The 17,310-nt window shown below is 45.1% G+C and carries 9 protein-coding genes, 6 tRNA genes and 3 rRNA genes; 17 read left to right on the forward strand and 1 reads right to left on the reverse strand.

The window, feature by feature from the left end; all coding sequences use genetic code 11:
- Positions 1-69 precede the first annotated feature (69 nt).
- From lysS to RA086_RS02205, 15 genes are all read left to right on the forward strand, one after another.
- Entirely contained in the window at positions 70-1,569 is a 1,500-nt protein-coding gene (lysS, locus tag RA086_RS02135) for a lysine--tRNA ligase (protein ID WP_308702282.1), read from the forward strand.
- Between the two features lie 637 nt (positions 1,570-2,206).
- A 16S ribosomal RNA gene (locus RA086_RS02140) occupies positions 2,207-3,772 on the forward strand.
- A gap of 87 nt (positions 3,773-3,859) precedes the next feature.
- Positions 3,860-3,933: transfer RNA gene (locus RA086_RS02145), tRNA-Ile, on the forward strand.
- 29 nt (positions 3,934-3,962) lie between these two features.
- Positions 3,963-4,035 (forward strand) — tRNA-Ala (locus RA086_RS02150).
- Positions 4,036-4,192: 157 nt separating this feature from the next.
- A 23S ribosomal RNA gene (locus RA086_RS02155) occupies positions 4,193-7,113 on the forward strand.
- Positions 7,114-7,185: 72 nt separating this feature from the next.
- Positions 7,186-7,302, forward strand: a 5S ribosomal RNA gene (rrf, locus tag RA086_RS02160).
- Together the 16S, 23S and 5S rRNA genes with 4 tRNA genes alongside form the textbook arrangement of a ribosomal RNA operon.
- Positions 7,303-7,308: 6 nt before the next feature.
- Positions 7,309-7,381, forward strand: a tRNA-Asn gene (locus tag RA086_RS02165).
- 45 nt (positions 7,382-7,426) lie between these two features.
- Positions 7,427-7,499 (forward strand) — tRNA-Thr (locus RA086_RS02170).
- A gap of 562 nt (positions 7,500-8,061) precedes the next feature.
- Complete coding sequence (locus RA086_RS02175; RefSeq protein ID WP_308702283.1) at positions 8,062-9,534, forward strand: peptide MFS transporter; 1,473 nt, start codon at positions 8,062-8,064, stop codon at positions 9,532-9,534.
- A 10-nt stretch (positions 9,535-9,544) separates the two neighbouring features.
- The gene (locus tag RA086_RS02180; protein ID WP_407659046.1) at positions 9,545-10,432 is read left to right on the forward strand and encodes a metallophosphoesterase; all 888 of its coding nucleotides are present in this window, start codon (positions 9,545-9,547) and stop codon (positions 10,430-10,432) included.
- 68 nt (positions 10,433-10,500) lie between these two features.
- Positions 10,501-10,583 (forward strand) — tRNA-Tyr (locus tag RA086_RS02185).
- Between the two features lie 9 nt (positions 10,584-10,592).
- Positions 10,593-10,664 (forward strand) — tRNA-Gln (locus tag RA086_RS02190).
- A gap of 314 nt (positions 10,665-10,978) precedes the next feature.
- The gene (gene proC / locus RA086_RS02195) at positions 10,979-11,770 is read left to right on the forward strand and encodes a pyrroline-5-carboxylate reductase (RefSeq protein WP_308702285.1); all 792 of its coding nucleotides are present in this window, start codon (positions 10,979-10,981) and stop codon (positions 11,768-11,770) included.
- A 318-nt stretch (positions 11,771-12,088) separates the two neighbouring features.
- Positions 12,089-13,225 (forward strand): N-acetylglucosamine-6-phosphate deacetylase, encoded by a 1,137-nt coding sequence (gene nagA / locus RA086_RS02200; RefSeq protein WP_308702286.1) that lies wholly within the window; start codon positions 12,089-12,091, stop codon positions 13,223-13,225.
- A 25-nt stretch (positions 13,226-13,250) separates the two neighbouring features.
- Positions 13,251-13,952, forward strand: coding sequence for a GntR family transcriptional regulator (locus RA086_RS02205; protein ID WP_308702287.1), 702 nt, complete (start codon positions 13,251-13,253; stop codon positions 13,950-13,952).
- A 51-nt stretch (positions 13,953-14,003) separates the two neighbouring features.
- Here RA086_RS02205 and RA086_RS02210 read toward each other — a convergent pair whose 3' ends face one another.
- Positions 14,004-14,741, reverse strand: a complete 738-nt coding sequence (locus RA086_RS02210; RefSeq protein ID WP_308702288.1) for a WecB/TagA/CpsF family glycosyltransferase — start codon at positions 14,739-14,741, stop codon at positions 14,004-14,006.
- A 158-nt stretch (positions 14,742-14,899) separates the two neighbouring features.
- On the opposite strand from RA086_RS02210, the gene RA086_RS02215 reads away from it, so the two are divergent.
- Positions 14,900-16,369, forward strand: coding sequence for a nicotinate phosphoribosyltransferase (locus tag RA086_RS02215; RefSeq protein ID WP_308702289.1), 1,470 nt, complete (start codon positions 14,900-14,902; stop codon positions 16,367-16,369).
- 14 nt (positions 16,370-16,383) lie between these two features.
- Positions 16,384-17,211: an ammonia-dependent NAD(+) synthetase gene (gene nadE / locus RA086_RS02220; RefSeq protein ID WP_308702290.1), complete on the forward strand. Its 828-nt coding sequence runs from the start codon at positions 16,384-16,386 to the stop codon at positions 17,209-17,211.
- Positions 17,212-17,310 lie beyond the last annotated feature (99 nt).

A 17,310-nucleotide genomic window follows, 5' to 3' on the forward strand; every position in this document is an offset into this window, starting at 1 on the left:
TTAACATGTAGTAGTTGTTTAGTGATATCCCGTTAATGAGATAGGCTAACTGGAAATGGAGGAACACTAGTGGCACGACAAGAACAAACGATGAACGACCAACTTAAGGTTCGTCGTGAAAAGATGAATGAATTACGTGAAGAGGGGATTGATCCCTTTGGTCATCGGTTTGAACGCACTGATTTAGCGGAAGATTTAACCGAAAAATACGGTGACATGGACAAAGATGACCTTGATGCTAAAAAGGTGACCGCAACCATTGCTGGCCGGATGTTGGCTAAACGTGGTAAGGGTAAGGTTGGCTTTGCTGACCTCTGGGACCGTTCTGGCAAAATGCAGTTATACGTTCGTAAAGACGTTGTCGGCGAAGAGGTCTATCATATTTTCAAGCGTTCTGATATTGGTGACTTTCTTGGTATTACCGGTGAAGTCTTCAAGACAGATTCTGGGGAATTAACGATTAAAGCAACGAATGTGACGTTCTTATCGAAGGCGTTGCGGCCATTACCTGATAAGTTCCATGGCTTACAAAATGTGGAACAAATCTATCGTCAACGTTACTTGGATTTGATCTCTAATCGTGATAGTTTTGATCGGTTCTTAAAGCGGACTAAAATCATTTCAGCGATTCGGCATCATTTAGATAGTAATGATTTCATCGAAGTTGAAACACCAATGTTGCATAACCAAGCTGGTGGTGCCTCAGCACGACCATTTATTACGCATCATAATGCTTTGAACATTGATCTCTACTTACGGATTGCGTTGGAACTACATTTGAAGCGCCTAATCGTCGGTGGTATGGAAAAAGTCTATGAAATCGGACGTGTTTTCCGTAATGAAGGGATGGATCGTGAACATAACCCTGAATTTACAATGTTGGAAAGCTACGTGGCTTATTATGATTTCCATGATGTCATGGCCGAAACGGAAGGTATTTTCAAAGCTGCTGCTAAAGCGGTAACTGATGACGGCATCATTACTTATCATGGTCAAACAGTTGATTTGAATAAGCCATTCAAGCAAGTGCATATGGTTGATGCTATCAAGGCCCAAACTGGGATTGATTTCTGGCAACCAATGTCCTTAGATGATGCGCGTAAATTAGCGGATGAACATCATGTTAAGTATGAATCTTATTGGAAGGTTGGCCATATTATTAATGCGTTCTTCGAAGAATTCGTTGAAGATACGCTTAATGAACCGACCTTTATCTATGGTCATCCAGTTGAAATTTCACCATTGGCCAAGAAGAACGAAAAGGATCCTCGATTTACTGACCGGTTTGAATTATTCATTTTAGGTAATGAATATGCCAATGCCTTTAGCGAATTAAATGATCCTATCGATCAACGCCAACGTTTTGAAGCACAGGCTGCTGAACGGACTGCTGGTAATGATGAAGCAGAACATATTGATGAAGACTTCGTAGAAGCTTTGGAATATGGGATGCCGCCTACTGGTGGTTTAGGTATCGGAATTGATCGCTTGGTCATGTTGATGACGGATGCGGATTCCATTCGTGACGTATTGCTGTTCCCAACCATGCGTCCTGAAGAAGATAAGTAGTTAATTTAAAGTCTCGTTGAAATTAGTTGTGACTAATTTCAACGAGATTTTTTTGGTTTCTAACATGTTTTGAGTCATTCTGTAGGGGCTTTTGGTTGATTTTAATGAGTTAACGTAATTTTTTTTAAAAAGTGAGGTAATTTTTTAGCCGAACAATTATTTTGACTGGTTGCGTAATCATCCATGGTTAAGGGGCAAGCTGCTACAAAACACGATTGTTTATGTGCCAAATATGTTGAATGACTACTAATATCCGTACATTTACAAAATGGCAATGTCGACATGGTAATATTGACTGGTTATTTTTGCAATTTAGGGCTTGCAATCTGCCCGGATAATTGGTAAATTAGTATACGTTGTTGAGGCGCACAAAGCGGTTAGCCGCAAGTCTTCAACGAAAATCAATTATAAAAAAGTTGTTGACATGTTGTTCTCAACTTGGTATGATGATTAAGTTACGTTGAGGTAATCAACCAACAAATTAGACCTTTGAAAACTGAACAAAGTTTCGACAAATCAAATGTGTAGGGTCTAGCAATCCTTGTGATTGTTAGCAAAACATTTGCGAAGTCAATTCGTGAAAACAATTAATAAATTTGAACCAACTTTTTAAATGAGCTTTTTTAGAACTCATCATTAATTTGAGAGTTTGATCCTGGCTCAGGACGAACGCTGGCGGCGTGCCTAATACATGCAAGTCGAACGAACTCTGGTAATGATTGGTACTTGTATCATGATTTACATTTGAGTGAGTGGCGAACTGGTGAGTAACACGTGGGAAACCTGCCCAGAAGTGGGGGATAACACCTGGAAACAGATGCTAATACCGCATAACAACTCGGACCGCATGGTCTGAGTTTGAAAGATGGCTTCGGCTATCACTTTTGGATGGTCCCGCGGCGTATTAGCTAGATGGTGGGGTAACGGCTCACCATGGCAATGATACGTAGCCGACCTGAGAGGGTAATCGGCCACATTGGGACTGAGACACGGCCCAAACTCCTACGGGAGGCAGCAGTAGGGAATCTTCCACAATGGACGAAAGTCTGATGGAGCAACGCCGCGTGAGTGAAGAAGGGTTTCGGCTCGTAAAACTCTGTTGTTAAAGAAGAACATATCTGAGAGTAACTGTTCAGGTATTGACGGTATTTAACCAGAAAGCCACGGCTAACTACGTGCCAGCAGCCGCGGTAATACGTAGGTGGCAAGCGTTGTCCGGATTTATTGGGCGTAAAGCGAGCGCAGGCGGTTTTTTAAGTCTGATGTGAAAGCCTTCGGCTTAACCGAAGAAGTGCATCGGAAACTGGGAAACTTGAGTGCAGAAGAGGACAGTGGAACTCCATGTGTAGCGGTGAAATGCGTAGATATATGGAAGAACACCAGTGGCGAAGGCGGCTGTCTGGTCTGTAACTGACGCTGAGGCTCGAAAGTATGGGTAGCAAACAGGATTAGATACCCTGGTAGTCCATACCGTAAACGATGAATGCTAAGTGTTGGAGGGTTTCCGCCCTTCAGTGCTGCAGCTAACGCATTAAGCATTCCGCCTGGGGAGTACGGCCGCAAGGCTGAAACTCAAAGGAATTGACGGGGGCCCGCACAAGCGGTGGAGCATGTGGTTTAATTCGAAGCTACGCGAAGAACCTTACCAGGTCTTGACATACTATGCAAATCTAAGAGATTAGACGTTCCCTTCGGGGACATGGATACAGGTGGTGCATGGTTGTCGTCAGCTCGTGTCGTGAGATGTTGGGTTAAGTCCCGCAACGAGCGCAACCCTTATTATCAGTTGCCAGCATTAAGTTGGGCACTCTGGTGAGACTGCCGGTGACAAACCGGAGGAAGGTGGGGATGACGTCAAATCATCATGCCCCTTATGACCTGGGCTACACACGTGCTACAATGGATGGTACAACGAGTTGCGAACTCGCGAGAGTAAGCTAATCTCTTAAAGCCATTCTCAGTTCGGATTGTAGGCTGCAACTCGCCTACATGAAGTCGGAATCGCTAGTAATCGCGGATCAGCATGCCGCGGTGAATACGTTCCCGGGCCTTGTACACACCGCCCGTCACACCATGAGAGTTTGTAACACCCAAAGTCGGTGGGGTAACCTTCGGGAGCCAACCGCCTAAGGTGGGACAGATGATTAGGGTGAAGTCGTAACAAGGTAGCCGTAGGAGAACCTGCGGCTGGATCACCTCCTTTCTAAGGAATATTACGGAAACCTTACACATGATTGTTGAAACTTTGTTTAGTTTTGAGAGGTCTAACTCTCAATTTAATAACGCTTTTGGGCCTATAGCTCAGTTGGTGAGAGCGCACGCCTGATAAGCGTGAGGTCGATGGTTCGAGTCCATTTAGGCCCATCGAGAACGCATAGTTCTTGTATCACTATGGGGAATTAGCTCAGCTGGGAGAGCACCTGCTTTGCAAGCAGGAGGTCAACGGTTCGATCCCGTTATTCTCCATTGACGACATTGGTCGTCAACGAAACTTGTTCTTTGAAAACTAGATAATATCAAATATATTTTTTCATAATGAAACCGAGAACACCGCGTTTTTTGAGTTTTTTAAAAGAAGTTTAATCGCTAAACTCAATTAATCGTATTTTCCTTTGGAAAATAAGGTTAAGTTAACAAGGGCGCATGGTGAATGCCTTGGCACTAGGAGCCGATGAAGGACGGGACTAACACCGATATGCTTCGGGGAGCTGTACGTAAGCTATGATCCGGAGATTTCCGAATGGGGCAACCCAGCAGTTTTAATCAACTGTTACCGCTAGATGAATTCATAATCTAGTCGGAGGTAAACGCTGTGAACTGAAACATCTCATTAGCAGCAGGAAAATAAAGAAATTTCGATTCCCTAAGTAGCGGCGAGCGAACGGGGAACAGCCCAAACCAGAGAGCTTGCTCTTTGGGGTTGTAGGACTGAACATTTGAGTTACCAAAAAGTTTGATAGTCGAAGGATTTGGGAAAATCCGCCATAGATGGTGATAGCCCAGTAGATTAAATCAAGCTTTCTCAGTTCAGTATCCTGAGTACGGCGGAACACGTGAAATTCCGTCGGAATCTGGGAGGACCATCTCCCAAGGCTAAATACTACCTAGTGACCGATAGTGAACCAGTACCGTGAGGGAAAGGTGAAAAGCACCCCGGAAGGGGAGTGAAATAGTTCCTGAAACCATGTGCCTACAATAAGTCAGAGCGCGTTAATGCGTGATGGCGTGCCTTTTGTAGAATGAACCGGCGAGTTACGATCCCGTGCAAGGTTAAGACTGAAAAGTCGGAGCCGTAGCGAAAGCGAGTCTGAAATGGGCGTTTTTAGTACGAGGTTGTAGACCCGAAACCAGGTGACCTATCCATGTCCAGGTTGAAGGTGCGGTAAAACGCACTGGAGGACCGAACCCGTGTAAGTTGAAAATTGCTGGGATGAGGTGTGGATAGCGGTGAAATTCCAAACGAACTTGGAGATAGCTGGTTCTCTCCGAAATAGCTTTAGGGCTAGCCTCGGATTAAGGATCATGGAGGTAGAGCACTATTTGGACTAGGGGCCCGTCTTGGGTTACTGAATTCAGATAAACTCCGAATGCCATTGATTCATATCCGGGAGTCAGACGATGAGTGATAAGATCCACCGTCGAAAGGGGAACAGCCCAGATCACCAGTTAAGGTCCCTAAATGTATACTAAGTGGAAAAGGATGTGGAGTTGCATAGACAACTAGGATGTTGGCTCAGAAGCAGCCACCATTTAAAGAGTGCGTAATAGCTCACTAGTCGAGTGATCCTGCGCCGAAAATGTACCGGGGCTAAGTATACTACCGAAACTGTGGATGTGACCATTAGGTCACGTGATAGGAGAGCGTTCTAAGGGCGGTGAAGCAAGACTGTAAGGACTTGTGGAGCGCTTAGAAGTGAGAATGCCGGTATGAGTAGCGAAAGATGGGTGAGAATCCCATCCACCGAATGACTAAGGTTTCCTGGGGAAGGCTCGTCCTCCCAGGGTTAGTCGGGACCTAAGTCGAGGCCGAGAGGCGTAGACGATGGATAACAGGTTGATATTCCTGTACTAGTTAAATGCGTTTGAACGATGGAGGGACGCAGTAGGCTAAGATGTGCATTCTGTTGGATTAGAATGTCCAAACAATAAGTCTTGTGAAGAGTCAAATGCTTTTCACTTTAAGGACAAGTTGCGATGGGGAGCGAAATTTAGTAGCGAAGCGTCTGATGTCACACTGCCGAGAAAAGCTTCTAGTGAGTATTTAACTACCCGTACCGCAAACCAACACAGGTAGTCGAGGAGAGAATCCTAAGGTGAGCGAGTGAACTCTCGTTAAGGAACTCGGCAAAATGACCCCGTAACTTCGGGAGAAGGGGTGCTGATCGCAAGATCAGCCGCAGTGAATAGGCCCAGGCGACTGTTTATCAAAAACACAGGTCTCTGCAAAATCGTAAGATGACGTATAGGGGCTGACGCCTGCCCGGTGCTGGAAGGTTAAAAGGATGGGTTAGCTTCGGCGAAGCTCAGAATTGAAGCCCCAGTAAACGGCGGCCGTAACTATAACGGTCCTAAGGTAGCGAAATTCCTTGTCGGGTAAGTTCCGACCCGCACGAAAGGCGTAACGATCTGGGCACTGTCTCAACGAGAGACTCGGTGAAATTATATTGTCCGTGAAGATGCGGACTACCCGCGACAGGACGGAAAGACCCCATGGAGCTTTACTGTAGCTTGATATTGAGTGTTTGTACAGCTTGTACAGGATAGGTAGGAGCCATAGAAACCGGAACGCTAGTTTCGGTGGAGGCGTTGGTGGGATACTACCCTCGCTGTATGACCACTCTAACCCGCGCCACTAATCGTGGCGGGAGACAGTGTCAGGTGGGCAGTTTGACTGGGGCGGTCGCCTCCTAAAAAGTAACGGAGGCGCCCAAAGGTTCCCTCAGAATGGTTGGAAATCATTCGCAGAGTGTAAAGGCACAAGGGAGCTTGACTGCGAGACAGACAGGTCGAGCAGGGACGAAAGTCGGGCTTAGTGATCCGGTGGTACCGTATGGAAGGGCCATCGCTCAACGGATAAAAGCTACCCTGGGGATAACAGGCTTATCTCCCCCAAGAGTCCACATCGACGGGGAGGTTTGGCACCTCGATGTCGGCTCATCGCATCCTGGGGCTGTAGTCGGTCCCAAGGGTTGGGCTGTTCGCCCATTAAAGCGGTACGCGAGCTGGGTTCAGAACGTCGTGAGACAGTTCGGTCCCTATCCGTCGCGGGCGTAGGAAATTTGAGAGGAGCTGTCCTTAGTACGAGAGGACCGGGATGGACATACCTCTGGTGTACCAGTTGTGCCGCCAGGCGCATCGCTGGGTAGCTACGTATGGATCTGATAAACGCTGAAAGCATCTAAGTGTGAAACAGACCTCGAGATGAGATTTCCCATTCCTATATGGAAGTAAGACCCCTGAAAGATGATCAGGTAGATAGGTTAGAAGTGGCAGCACGGTGACGTGTGAAGCGGACTAATACTAATCGGTCGAGGACTTAACCAAGCAATTGGTGTTCAGGTTCATAGGAGAAATTATTTGATATTAGCTAGTTTTGAGGGCACAAGTTCTCAATAGTGTGGCGACGATGGCAAGAAGGATACACCTGTTCCCATGTCGAACACAGAAGTTAAGCTTCTTAGCGCCGAGAGTAGTTGGGGGATCGCTCCCTGCGAGGGTAGGACGTTGCCATGCGAATATTCCGACATAGCTCAGTTGGTAGAGCGCTTGACTGTTAATCAAGATGTCGACGGTTCGAGCCCGCCTGTCGGAGTGACAGATGTTAGCCCCCACGGTGTTGACATCTTTTTTATATCATGCCGGCTTAGCTCAGTTGGTAGAGCATCGGTATCGTAAACCGAGGGTCATCAGTTCGACTCTGGTAGCCGGCACTTGTTGAGACGAGACGTGGTTCTCGTCTTTTTTCTTACACGAATTCAATTGTGAGGGTGATCATCAGTCAATGGTGGTCATCCTTTTTTAGATTGTACTGATGTCGTGTGACGCGCATGGTTGCGTTCGTTCGGCAAACAAATTTCCGATGCTTCGATAGTGACACGGGTTCAATTTAAACGTTGAAATCGGTCTGGTTCTTGATCAATCAGAGCCACAACTAGATTTGTTTAATTAGATTTTGACAGTATGATAGCCTTCATTGACCCTAAATTACAGTTGACTACTAATTTATAAAATTAGAAATCAATGTTATTAAATAATTAATGTAAGTCCGCACAATTGCCTAAGAGACTGTATTTCGGTAATTTGACGGGCTTTTTGTTTATCACATTATTATGAGAAAAGCTTTCATTAATGTGTTATAAATTAGAAATTAGTTAAAGTCGTTGTTGAATAAGATTAACGCTAGTATAATAGTTATTATGTTTAATTAAGAAACGAAATTTGTTACTTTTAAACGAAGTTCAATCTGCTTGAGGAAGTTTGGAGGAAATTTAATTGGATAATGAGCAAAAACTGGATCGGTCGTTCTTTGGCCAACCACGCGGCTTGCGGACGTTGTTCTTCACAGAAATGTGGGAACGATTCAGTTACTATGGGATGCGCGCGCTGCTGATCTTTTATATGTACTACAGTGTGGCAAAGGGTGGCCTTGGATTTGATCAAGGTACCGCGGCATCGATTATGTCGATCTACTCAGCTTTAGTTTACGTTTCCAGTGTTCTGGGTGGGTTTTTATCTGACCGGGTCTGGGGAAGTCGTAAGACGGTCTTTATTGGTGGGGTCTTCATTATGTTGGGCCACATTGTCTTATCGATTCCAGCCGGTGTTAGTACGTTATTTGTTTCAATTGCACTGATTGTTATTGGGACTGGGTTATTAAAGCCTAATGTTTCGGATATGGTTGGTCAGTTATATACTGCCGAAGACACACGACGGGATGCTGGTTTCAGTATCTTCGTGTTCGGGATAAACCTTGGGTCACTTGTTGCGCCAGTCTTAGTTGGTCGTATTGGCCTGAACTTTAACTTCCACGTTGGTTTTTCACTTGCCGCAATCGGAATGTTCTTTGGTTTATTACAATATTACTTTGATGGTAAGAAGAACTTAAGCACGGCTAGTTTATATCCAACTGATCCATTGGAACCCGGTGATTTGAGTAAAGTGATCCGCCGCGTTCTTATCGGTATCGTTGGTTTGGGCTTAGTCTTGCTCTTAATGAACTTAATGAATGCTTTGAACTTGAATAATGTGATTTCATTGATTAGTATTCTGGTTATTTTGACACCAATTGTTTACTTTGTTTTGATGTTAACTTCGGAGAAAACTAACGCTAAAGAACGGTCACGTGTCCGTGCTTATATTCCATTATTTATTGCCGCAGCACTGTTCTGGGCAATTGAAGAACAAGGTTCCGCTGTTTTGGCCTTATTTGCCGCTGATCGGACGAGTTTACACATCTTAGGCCGGACTTTAGCAGCTTCTGATTTTCAAATTTTGAACCCACTGTTTATTATGCTTTATACCACACCATTCGTTTGGTTATGGACGAAATGGGGTAAAAAGCAACCTAGTTCACCAGCTAAATTTTCTGCTGGACTAGTCTTCGCTGGGATTTCTTACTTGATTATGGCAATGCCAGGGTTCTTCTTTGGGACCGCTGGTAAGGTTAGCCCATTGTGGTTAGTCGGTAGCTGGGCAGTTGTAGAAATTGCTGAAATGTTGATTTCACCAATTGGGTTGTCAGTCACGACTAAACTTGCGCCTAAAGCCTTTGCTTCTCAAATGATGAGTATGTGGTTCCTGACCGATGCGGCCGGGAGTGCGTTAAATGCGCAGATTGTTCGTTTTTATTCAACCAAGACCGAAGTTCCATATTTTGCGACTATCGGGATCGTTAGTGTCGTCTTAGGGATTATTCTCTTTATGATGGTACCAATGATTAAAAAAGCGATGCAGGGCGTTAGATAAACGTGTTTTAATGAAGGTATGTTATCTTAGTGATAGCATATCTTTTTTGTTTGGAGTGAACAGTGTGATACGAGTTGCTTTTTCCAGTGATAATCATTTTGATGTGAATAAAGTTGACGTACAGGCGACAATGGCTGTGCAGGCTGAAATATTGTTAGCTCACGGCGTGCAATTCTACCTGATTGCGGGCGACTTGTTTAACGACTTTCAACGAAGCCAGCAGTTTGTCGTCGATCTACAGGCGTTACTGGGCACTCAAACGCACGTTTACTGGATTGCGGGTAATCATGACATGGTTCATGGCATTTCGTTTGATGAGCTCGAGACAGGGCAATTTGCAGGCTACTTACATAATCGTTATGTGGACCTGCCGCACAGCGACTGGCGGTTAATTGGGCACAATGGCTGGTACGACTATGGCTTTGCTCAGCAAATTCCCGGGGCGACTGTCGCTGACTTTGAAATGTGGAAGCATGCTTATTGGATTGATCGTGCTATTCAGCAGCCGATGAATGATCCTGAACGAGCAACCCTAATGCTCAATCAAGTTGATGCCCAGCTCGCGTTGGCTAAGGCTGAACACAAGCGGGTGATTTTCATGACCCATTTTGTCCCCAAAATTGACTATTTACGTTTTACGGCGGACAATCGTTTTTGGAATATGGCCAACGCTTTAATGGGCACGCCACGCCTGGGGACGTTAGTTGAACAATATCAGGTTTCGCATGTCCTGTTTGGTCATTTACACATTCATCCACAACCAAGGCAGTTTGCGCAAACGATCTATTATGATCAGGCAGTTGGCTATGGCCGCCCACGACTCAACGAGTGGCAAGAGTCGACCTTCATGGCGGAGTGGCAACGAGACCTTGAAATATTAGATTTAGCTGAAAAATAAAAAAACTTTGCAAAATGGCTTGATTTTTTATTCAAAGTTTTGTATTCTAATATAGTTGAATGATTCACGGAGGGGTAGCGAAGTCTGGCTAAACGCGGCGGACTGTAAATCCGCTCCTTCGGGTTCGGTGGTTCGAATCCACTCCCCTCCATTTTATCATTGGGCTATAGCCAAGTGGTAAGGCAACAGGTTTTGATCCTGTCATGCGCTGGTTCGAACCCAGCTAGCCCAACTACCGAACAGTCACTACGGTGGCTGTTTTTTTGTGTCTTCATACGTTATTTGTGAATTTATATTAATTTGATTGTAAGGTTATGGTTCTGCCTAATTAGTGAACGGTTCAGGCACGGTAATCTGAGCAGCCACTGTGAGTTGCGGCTGGAAACTGGGGCCGTCGATCGTTAAGTATAAATTGGTTTAGTTGTTAGCGTTAATTATTAGCCCAATCGGGGACTGGTATAGTACAATTGGCCTAGTGAGTTTTTGAGAAAAATGAATCAGGTTACTAGCAAAGTAACGATCAATGAATAGAGGGAGTTTTGACGGATGAAAATTGGATTTATCGGTGCTGGCAATATGGGCCGCGCCATTATTGATGGCTGGCTAAAGACCAAAGCGGTTGCCCCAGACGATTTATATATTCACAGTGCCCATGCTGCCAGCTATGAACCTTATGCAAAAGCGAATGGGTTGCATGCAGTTGAGTCGAATCTGGCGGTCGTGAAGGCGGCTGACGTGATTGTACTAGCAATCAAGCCTGATATTACCTTAGAAGTACTTGAGAGCGTTAAACCAGCGATTACGGCTGGAAAATGGGTTATCACGATGGTTTCCGGAATTGAACTAGCTGACTATCAAGCTGCGGTTGGGAATCTCCCCATCTTACGGATTATGCCAAATGTGAATGTTGCGATTGGTGCTGGGATGACCGCATTAGTAGGAAATGCCAGTTTAACTGAAGCTCAATATGCAGCGGGCCAAGCGTTATTTAACGCCATTGGCGAGACTAGTGAAATTTCTGAAAAGCATTTTAGTACGTTTTCAGCACTCGCCGGGAGTTCGCCTGCTTACGTTTACTTTTTCATTGATGCCATGGCGCGCGCTGGGGTCAAACATGGTTTGGACAAGGCGACAGCGACCAAGATTGCGGCACAAGCCACGTTAGGCAGTGCCAAAATGGTTTTGGCTTCAGACAAAATTCCGTTTGACTTAATTGATCAAGTTTCTTCGCCAGGTGGGACCACGGTTGCCGGGCTACTAGCCATGGAAGAAGCCGGCTTTATGACTGCCGTCGTCAAGGGCATCGACGCGACAATCGCTAAGGAACTTGGGGACTAAGTTTTATCGAAACGTGCTCAGAATGCCTGCGGGTTCCGCTTATCCCGGTTGAGCAATCACTCGGGAAAACACCAAGTGATGACTTAACCACGATAATGCTCGCCAGCACCCGGCACTCTTCACACTCTTATTGAAACGTGCTCAACAAACCAAGGCCTTGCGCTTAGCGACACTTGGTCACCATTCGGAAAAACGCCAAGTGATCACTTAACCATGATAACGCTCACCAGCACCCCAGCATTCTTCACACTCTTTGTGGTTGCATATTTGGTCTATACCGATTATAATGAAACCAGTAAATCCAAGGAGGAATTGTTCATGAGCAAAGTTTTAAAACATGCCATCATTTATACTGGTCTAGAAAAGATTGATGACGGCTACATTCGTTTCGGTAAGGAAATTGAAGCGGTCGGGCCAATGGACGAGTATGTTGCCCAACCTGACGATGATATTGAATTTGTCAGTGGCAAGACAATTGTACCTGGTTTCATCGATGTGCATAGCCATGGTGGTTATAGTTTTGATTCAATGGATGGGAATCCAGCTGAAATTAATGAAATGGTCAACGATATGGTTGCCCGTGAAGGGATTACGTCATATTTCTGTACCACTATGACCCAATCTAACGAAAATCTGGATCATTCAATGGCCGGTATTAACAAGGCTGCCCAAGAAAACCCAGTGATTCAAGGGGTCCATTTGGAAGGCCCATTCATTTCAGCAACGTTTAAGGGTGCCCAACCAGAAAAGTATATTAAGAATCCCAACGTTGAACTACTAGACAACTGGAATAAATTATCTGGCGGTCGCGTTAAATTAATTACGTATGCTCCTGAAGATCCTGGTTCACGTGAATTCGAAAAGTATTGTTTGGAAAACGGCATCGTGCCTTCAGTTGGCCACAGTAATGCGACTCGTGAACAATTATTAGCAAGTAAAGCAACTCATGTGACGCATTTATACAATGCGCAACGGGAATTTAAGCATCGCGAACCCGGTGTGACTGGGCACGCCATGCTTGAAAACAACATGTATTGTGAATTGATTTGTGACGGTTTCCATATCGTTCCTGACATGATCAATCTTGCTTATGAACAAAAGGGTGCTGATCGCATTGAATTGGTCACTGACTCGATGCGTGCCAAAGGTGAACCCGATGGGATTAGTGAATTGGGTGGTCAAAAAGTCATTGTTAAAGACGGCCAAGCACGTTTGGAAGCTGGCAACTTAGCTGGTTCCGTTTTGACTTATATCAATGCCTTTAAGAATATTCAAAAATTCACCGGTTGTGGCATCTTCGAAGCAGTTAAGATGTCATCAGTTAACCAAGCTAGAGAATTCAAATTAACTTCTAAAGGGACTTTGGAAGCTGGCAAGGATGCTGATATCAACGTTTTGGATGCCAACCAAGACTTAGTTGCAACTTATAGTTACGGCAAAAAAGCAGTTAAATAAATAATAGAAGTAAGGGATGAGATCCATGAGTTCGCCAATTTATATTCAAATTCACAACCAAATCAAACAAGCCATTGAAGCCGGTCGCTGGGCAGTTGGTGACCGTATTCCATCCGAACGGGAGCTGGCTGTTCAGTTTGATGTGAGTCGAATGACATTACGCCAAGCGATTCAAACGTTGGTTGATGAAGGGATACTAGAGCGGCGAGTCGGCGCTGGCACCTTTGTTGCGAACCAAAAAGTGCAGGAAAAGATGTCTGGTGTGACCAGCTTTACTGATTTAATGCTGGCTCAGGGTAAAGTGCCTTCCAGTAAGACGATTTCGTATCATGTGACGAGTCCATCACTTTCTGAAAGTGAGAAGCTGGCGTTACAACCGAATGAGCAAGTGTTACGGATGGAACGCATTCGCTATGGTGATGATTTGCCAATTTGCTTTGAGGTTGCGACGGTGCCAGAACGTTTGGTTAAGCAATTTACCAAGGATGAGGTCACTAGTTCGTTGTATCGGACTTTGGAAGAAAAAGCCGGCTTCGTCCCGGGTAAAGCCCAACAAACTGTTTCGGCCATGTCGGCTTCTGAACGCATTGCGGAGTTTCTGTCCGTCCGTCGTGGTGACGCGTTATTACGATTACGGCAGATTTCTTACCTGCAAACGGGTGAACCGTTCGAATATGTGCGGACCCAATACGTTGGGAATCGGTTTGAATTCTATTTAGAAAAATAAGCTTGTAAAAAAGCGATTCACCAGTTTCAAAAACTGATGGATCGCTTTTCGCTATTTATTTTGTTGGCGCGCAATTTTTTTAACCAAGCGCAAATACCGTGGTAGGACTAACATTCGTTTGAAGCGGCTCGGTTCTTGAATCAAACGATAGAGCCATTCGATATGGTGCTTTTGCCAGAATTTAGGCGCTCGTTTAACCGCGCCAGCTAGCACGTCAAAACTTCCACCAACACCCATCCAAAGGGCATCCACGCGATGACGGTATTTGGCAATGAAGAATTCTTGTTTCGGAAAGCCGGTCGCAATAAAGATCATATCCGGTTTAGCGGCCACGATTTGGTCCACGACGGCGGCTTCATTGTCATAATAGCCATCTAGTGCGCCCGCAAGGACTAGGTTGGGTGTCGTAGCCTTTAAAGTGGCGACGACTTGTTTCAAAACGGCTGGCTTGGCCCCAAGTAGGAAGAGTCGTTGGTGATGTTTGGCGCCCCATTGCAGCAGGCTAAGCAAAGTATCATAACCGGTGATCCGTTCCGGGAGGGGTGTCCCTAAGATTTGCGCACCCTGAATGACACCGATCCCATCAGGTGTGATGTAGTCCGCTTGGTGCAACACACGCTGATAGTCGGGATGCTCACGGGCATACATTAAAATTTCAGGGTTAGCGGTGACGACAAAACGATTTTGATGCGCTAACACATCTTGTTCAAGCTGGGTCAAAAAGGCCCGGTTCGTGGTATTAATAAAGGGCACGTTTAGGATGGAAATCGTGTCAAACGGGACAGACATAGGCAGCCTCACTTTCTGATGTTAATTAAAGTATAGATATTTCAGGAATTTCTGCAACTTTTTCAGGTGCTTACATTCATTAGTTTTCAAAAAAATGATAGAATAGGCTTAACTTATTATAATGTCGTTTACAACCTACGAAATGGAGAATTAAACTCATGACTCAAATCTATCCGGATGATAGTTTAACCTTGCATACGGATGCTTACCAGATCAACATGATGCAAACTTATTGGGAACAGGGAATTCACAATCGACACGCGGTGTTCGAAGTCTTCTTTCGGAAGATGCCGTTCCAAAATGGCTATGCGATTTTTGCTGGTCTTGAGCGAGTAGTTAATTATATCAATAATCTCCACTTTACGGATACGGATATTGCGTATTTGCGTGAAGCTGAAAATTATCCAGAAGGTTTTTTGGAATATTTAAAGAATTTTAAATTTGATGCCACGATTCGGTCTGCTCGCGAAGGCGATCTTGTTTTCAATAACGAGCCGTTAATGCAAGTTGAAGGGTCACTAGCCACTTGCCAATTGATTGAAACCGCCTTATTGAACATTATCAACTATCAAACGTTGATTGCGACTAAGGCGGCACGCATTAAATCGGTCGTTGGTGAAGAAGACGGTCTCCTTGAATTCGGTACGCGTCGGGCTCAAGAAATGGATGCGGCTATTTGGGGCACTCGAGCGGCTTATATCGGTGGTTTTGATGCGACAAGTAACGTCCGCGCTGGGAAGATTTTCGGAATTCCGATTAGTGGGACCCATGCGCATGCCTTAGTACAGACTTATCGTAATGACTATGCGGCGTTCAAAGCATACGCTGAGACCCACCATGACTGTGTCTTCTTAGTGGATACGTATGATACCTTGCGTAGCGGCGTGCCATCTGCCATTAAAGTGGCTAAGGAAATGGGTGACAAAATTAATTTCCAAGGCGTACGGATCGATAGTGGCGATATGGCCTATCTCTCTAAACGGGTGCGGGAACAACTAGATGAAGCGGGCTTCCCAGATGCAAAAGTCTATGCCTCCAACGATTTGGACGAAAAGACGATTCAAAACTTGAAAATGCAAGGTGCCAAGATCAGTGTCTGGGGTGTTGGGACGAAGTTGATTACGGCGTTTGACCAACCGGCTTTAGGGGCTGTTTACAAAATGGTTTCGATTGAAGACGATAACGGCAAAATGGTCGATACAATCAAGTTGTCCAACAACGCCGAAAAAGTGTCGACACCTGGGCGAAAACAAGTTTGGCGGATTACTAAGCGCGCGGATGGTAAGTCGGAAGGGGATTATGTGACCCTTTATGATGAAGATCCACGTAACGAAGAATCTATTTACATGTTCCATCCAAGTTACACGTATATTAACAAGACGGTTAGCGATTTTGATGCGCGGCCGGTCCTAGTGCCAATTTACGATCAAGGCAAACAAGTCTATCAGTTACCAGCACTAAAGGAAATCAAACAGTATGCGTATGATAGTTTGGATTCTTTATGGGACGAATATAAACGTGATTTGAATCCTCAAGATTATCCGGTCGATTTATCACAAAAATTATATGATCACAAAATGAATATTATCCATTCGGTCCGAGATTGGGTGAGCAAAAAAGATTATTAGGAGGAATTTTGCCGATGCGGCCATTACAAACTGAAATTATTACTGCCTTGCACGTCAGCCCCAAAATTGATCCAGAAACAGAAATCCGACGTAGTGTGGATTTCTTAAAAGCTTATTTAAAGAAGAATTCATTCTTAAAAACGTATGTATTAGGCATTTCGGGCGGCCAAGACTCGACGTTAGCCGGTAAAATGACTCAAATGGCCATAACGGAAATGCGGACTGAAACGGGGGATAACGACTACCAATTCATCGCGGTGCGGTTGCCTTATGGCGATCAATCAGATGAATCGGATGCCATGGATGCGATTAAATTCATGCAGGCTGATGTGGTCGACCGCGTGGATATTAAACCCGCTACGGATGCGATGGTCACGGCTTTAGAAGCCAATGATTTAACGATTCATGATTTTAACAAGGGTAACATCAAGGCTCGTCAACGGATGATCGTCCAATACGGTATTGCTGGCGAACGGCATGGCGCCGTTGTCGGCACGGATCACGCTGCTGAAGCTGTGACTGGCTTCTACACGAAATACGGTGATGGTGGGGCAGATATCGTGCCATTATATCGGCTAGATAAACGTCAAGGTCGTGCGATGCTCGAAGTCTTGCAAGCACCTGAACATCTTTACAAGAAGGTGCCTACCGCTGATTTGGAAGATGACCGACCAGCATTACCCGATGAAGTCGCATTAGGGGTACATTATGACGACATTGATGACTATTTAGAAGGTAAAACGATCGCTGTTGCGGCGGCAGAAAAAATTGAAGCTTGGTATTTGAAGACGGCGCACAAACGCCATGCGGCCATTAACGTTTTTGATGATTTCTGGAAATAAGTGCCGTGAAAATCGCTGACCACTGACTAGTGGTTGGCGTTTTTTTACGCGTGAACAAACCGACTGAATTAAAATAATCGTATCAGTAGACAGTCTGCA

This window comes from Lactiplantibacillus brownii (genome assembly GCF_031085375.1).
Classification (GTDB): domain Bacteria; phylum Bacillota; class Bacilli; order Lactobacillales; family Lactobacillaceae; genus Lactiplantibacillus; species Lactiplantibacillus brownii.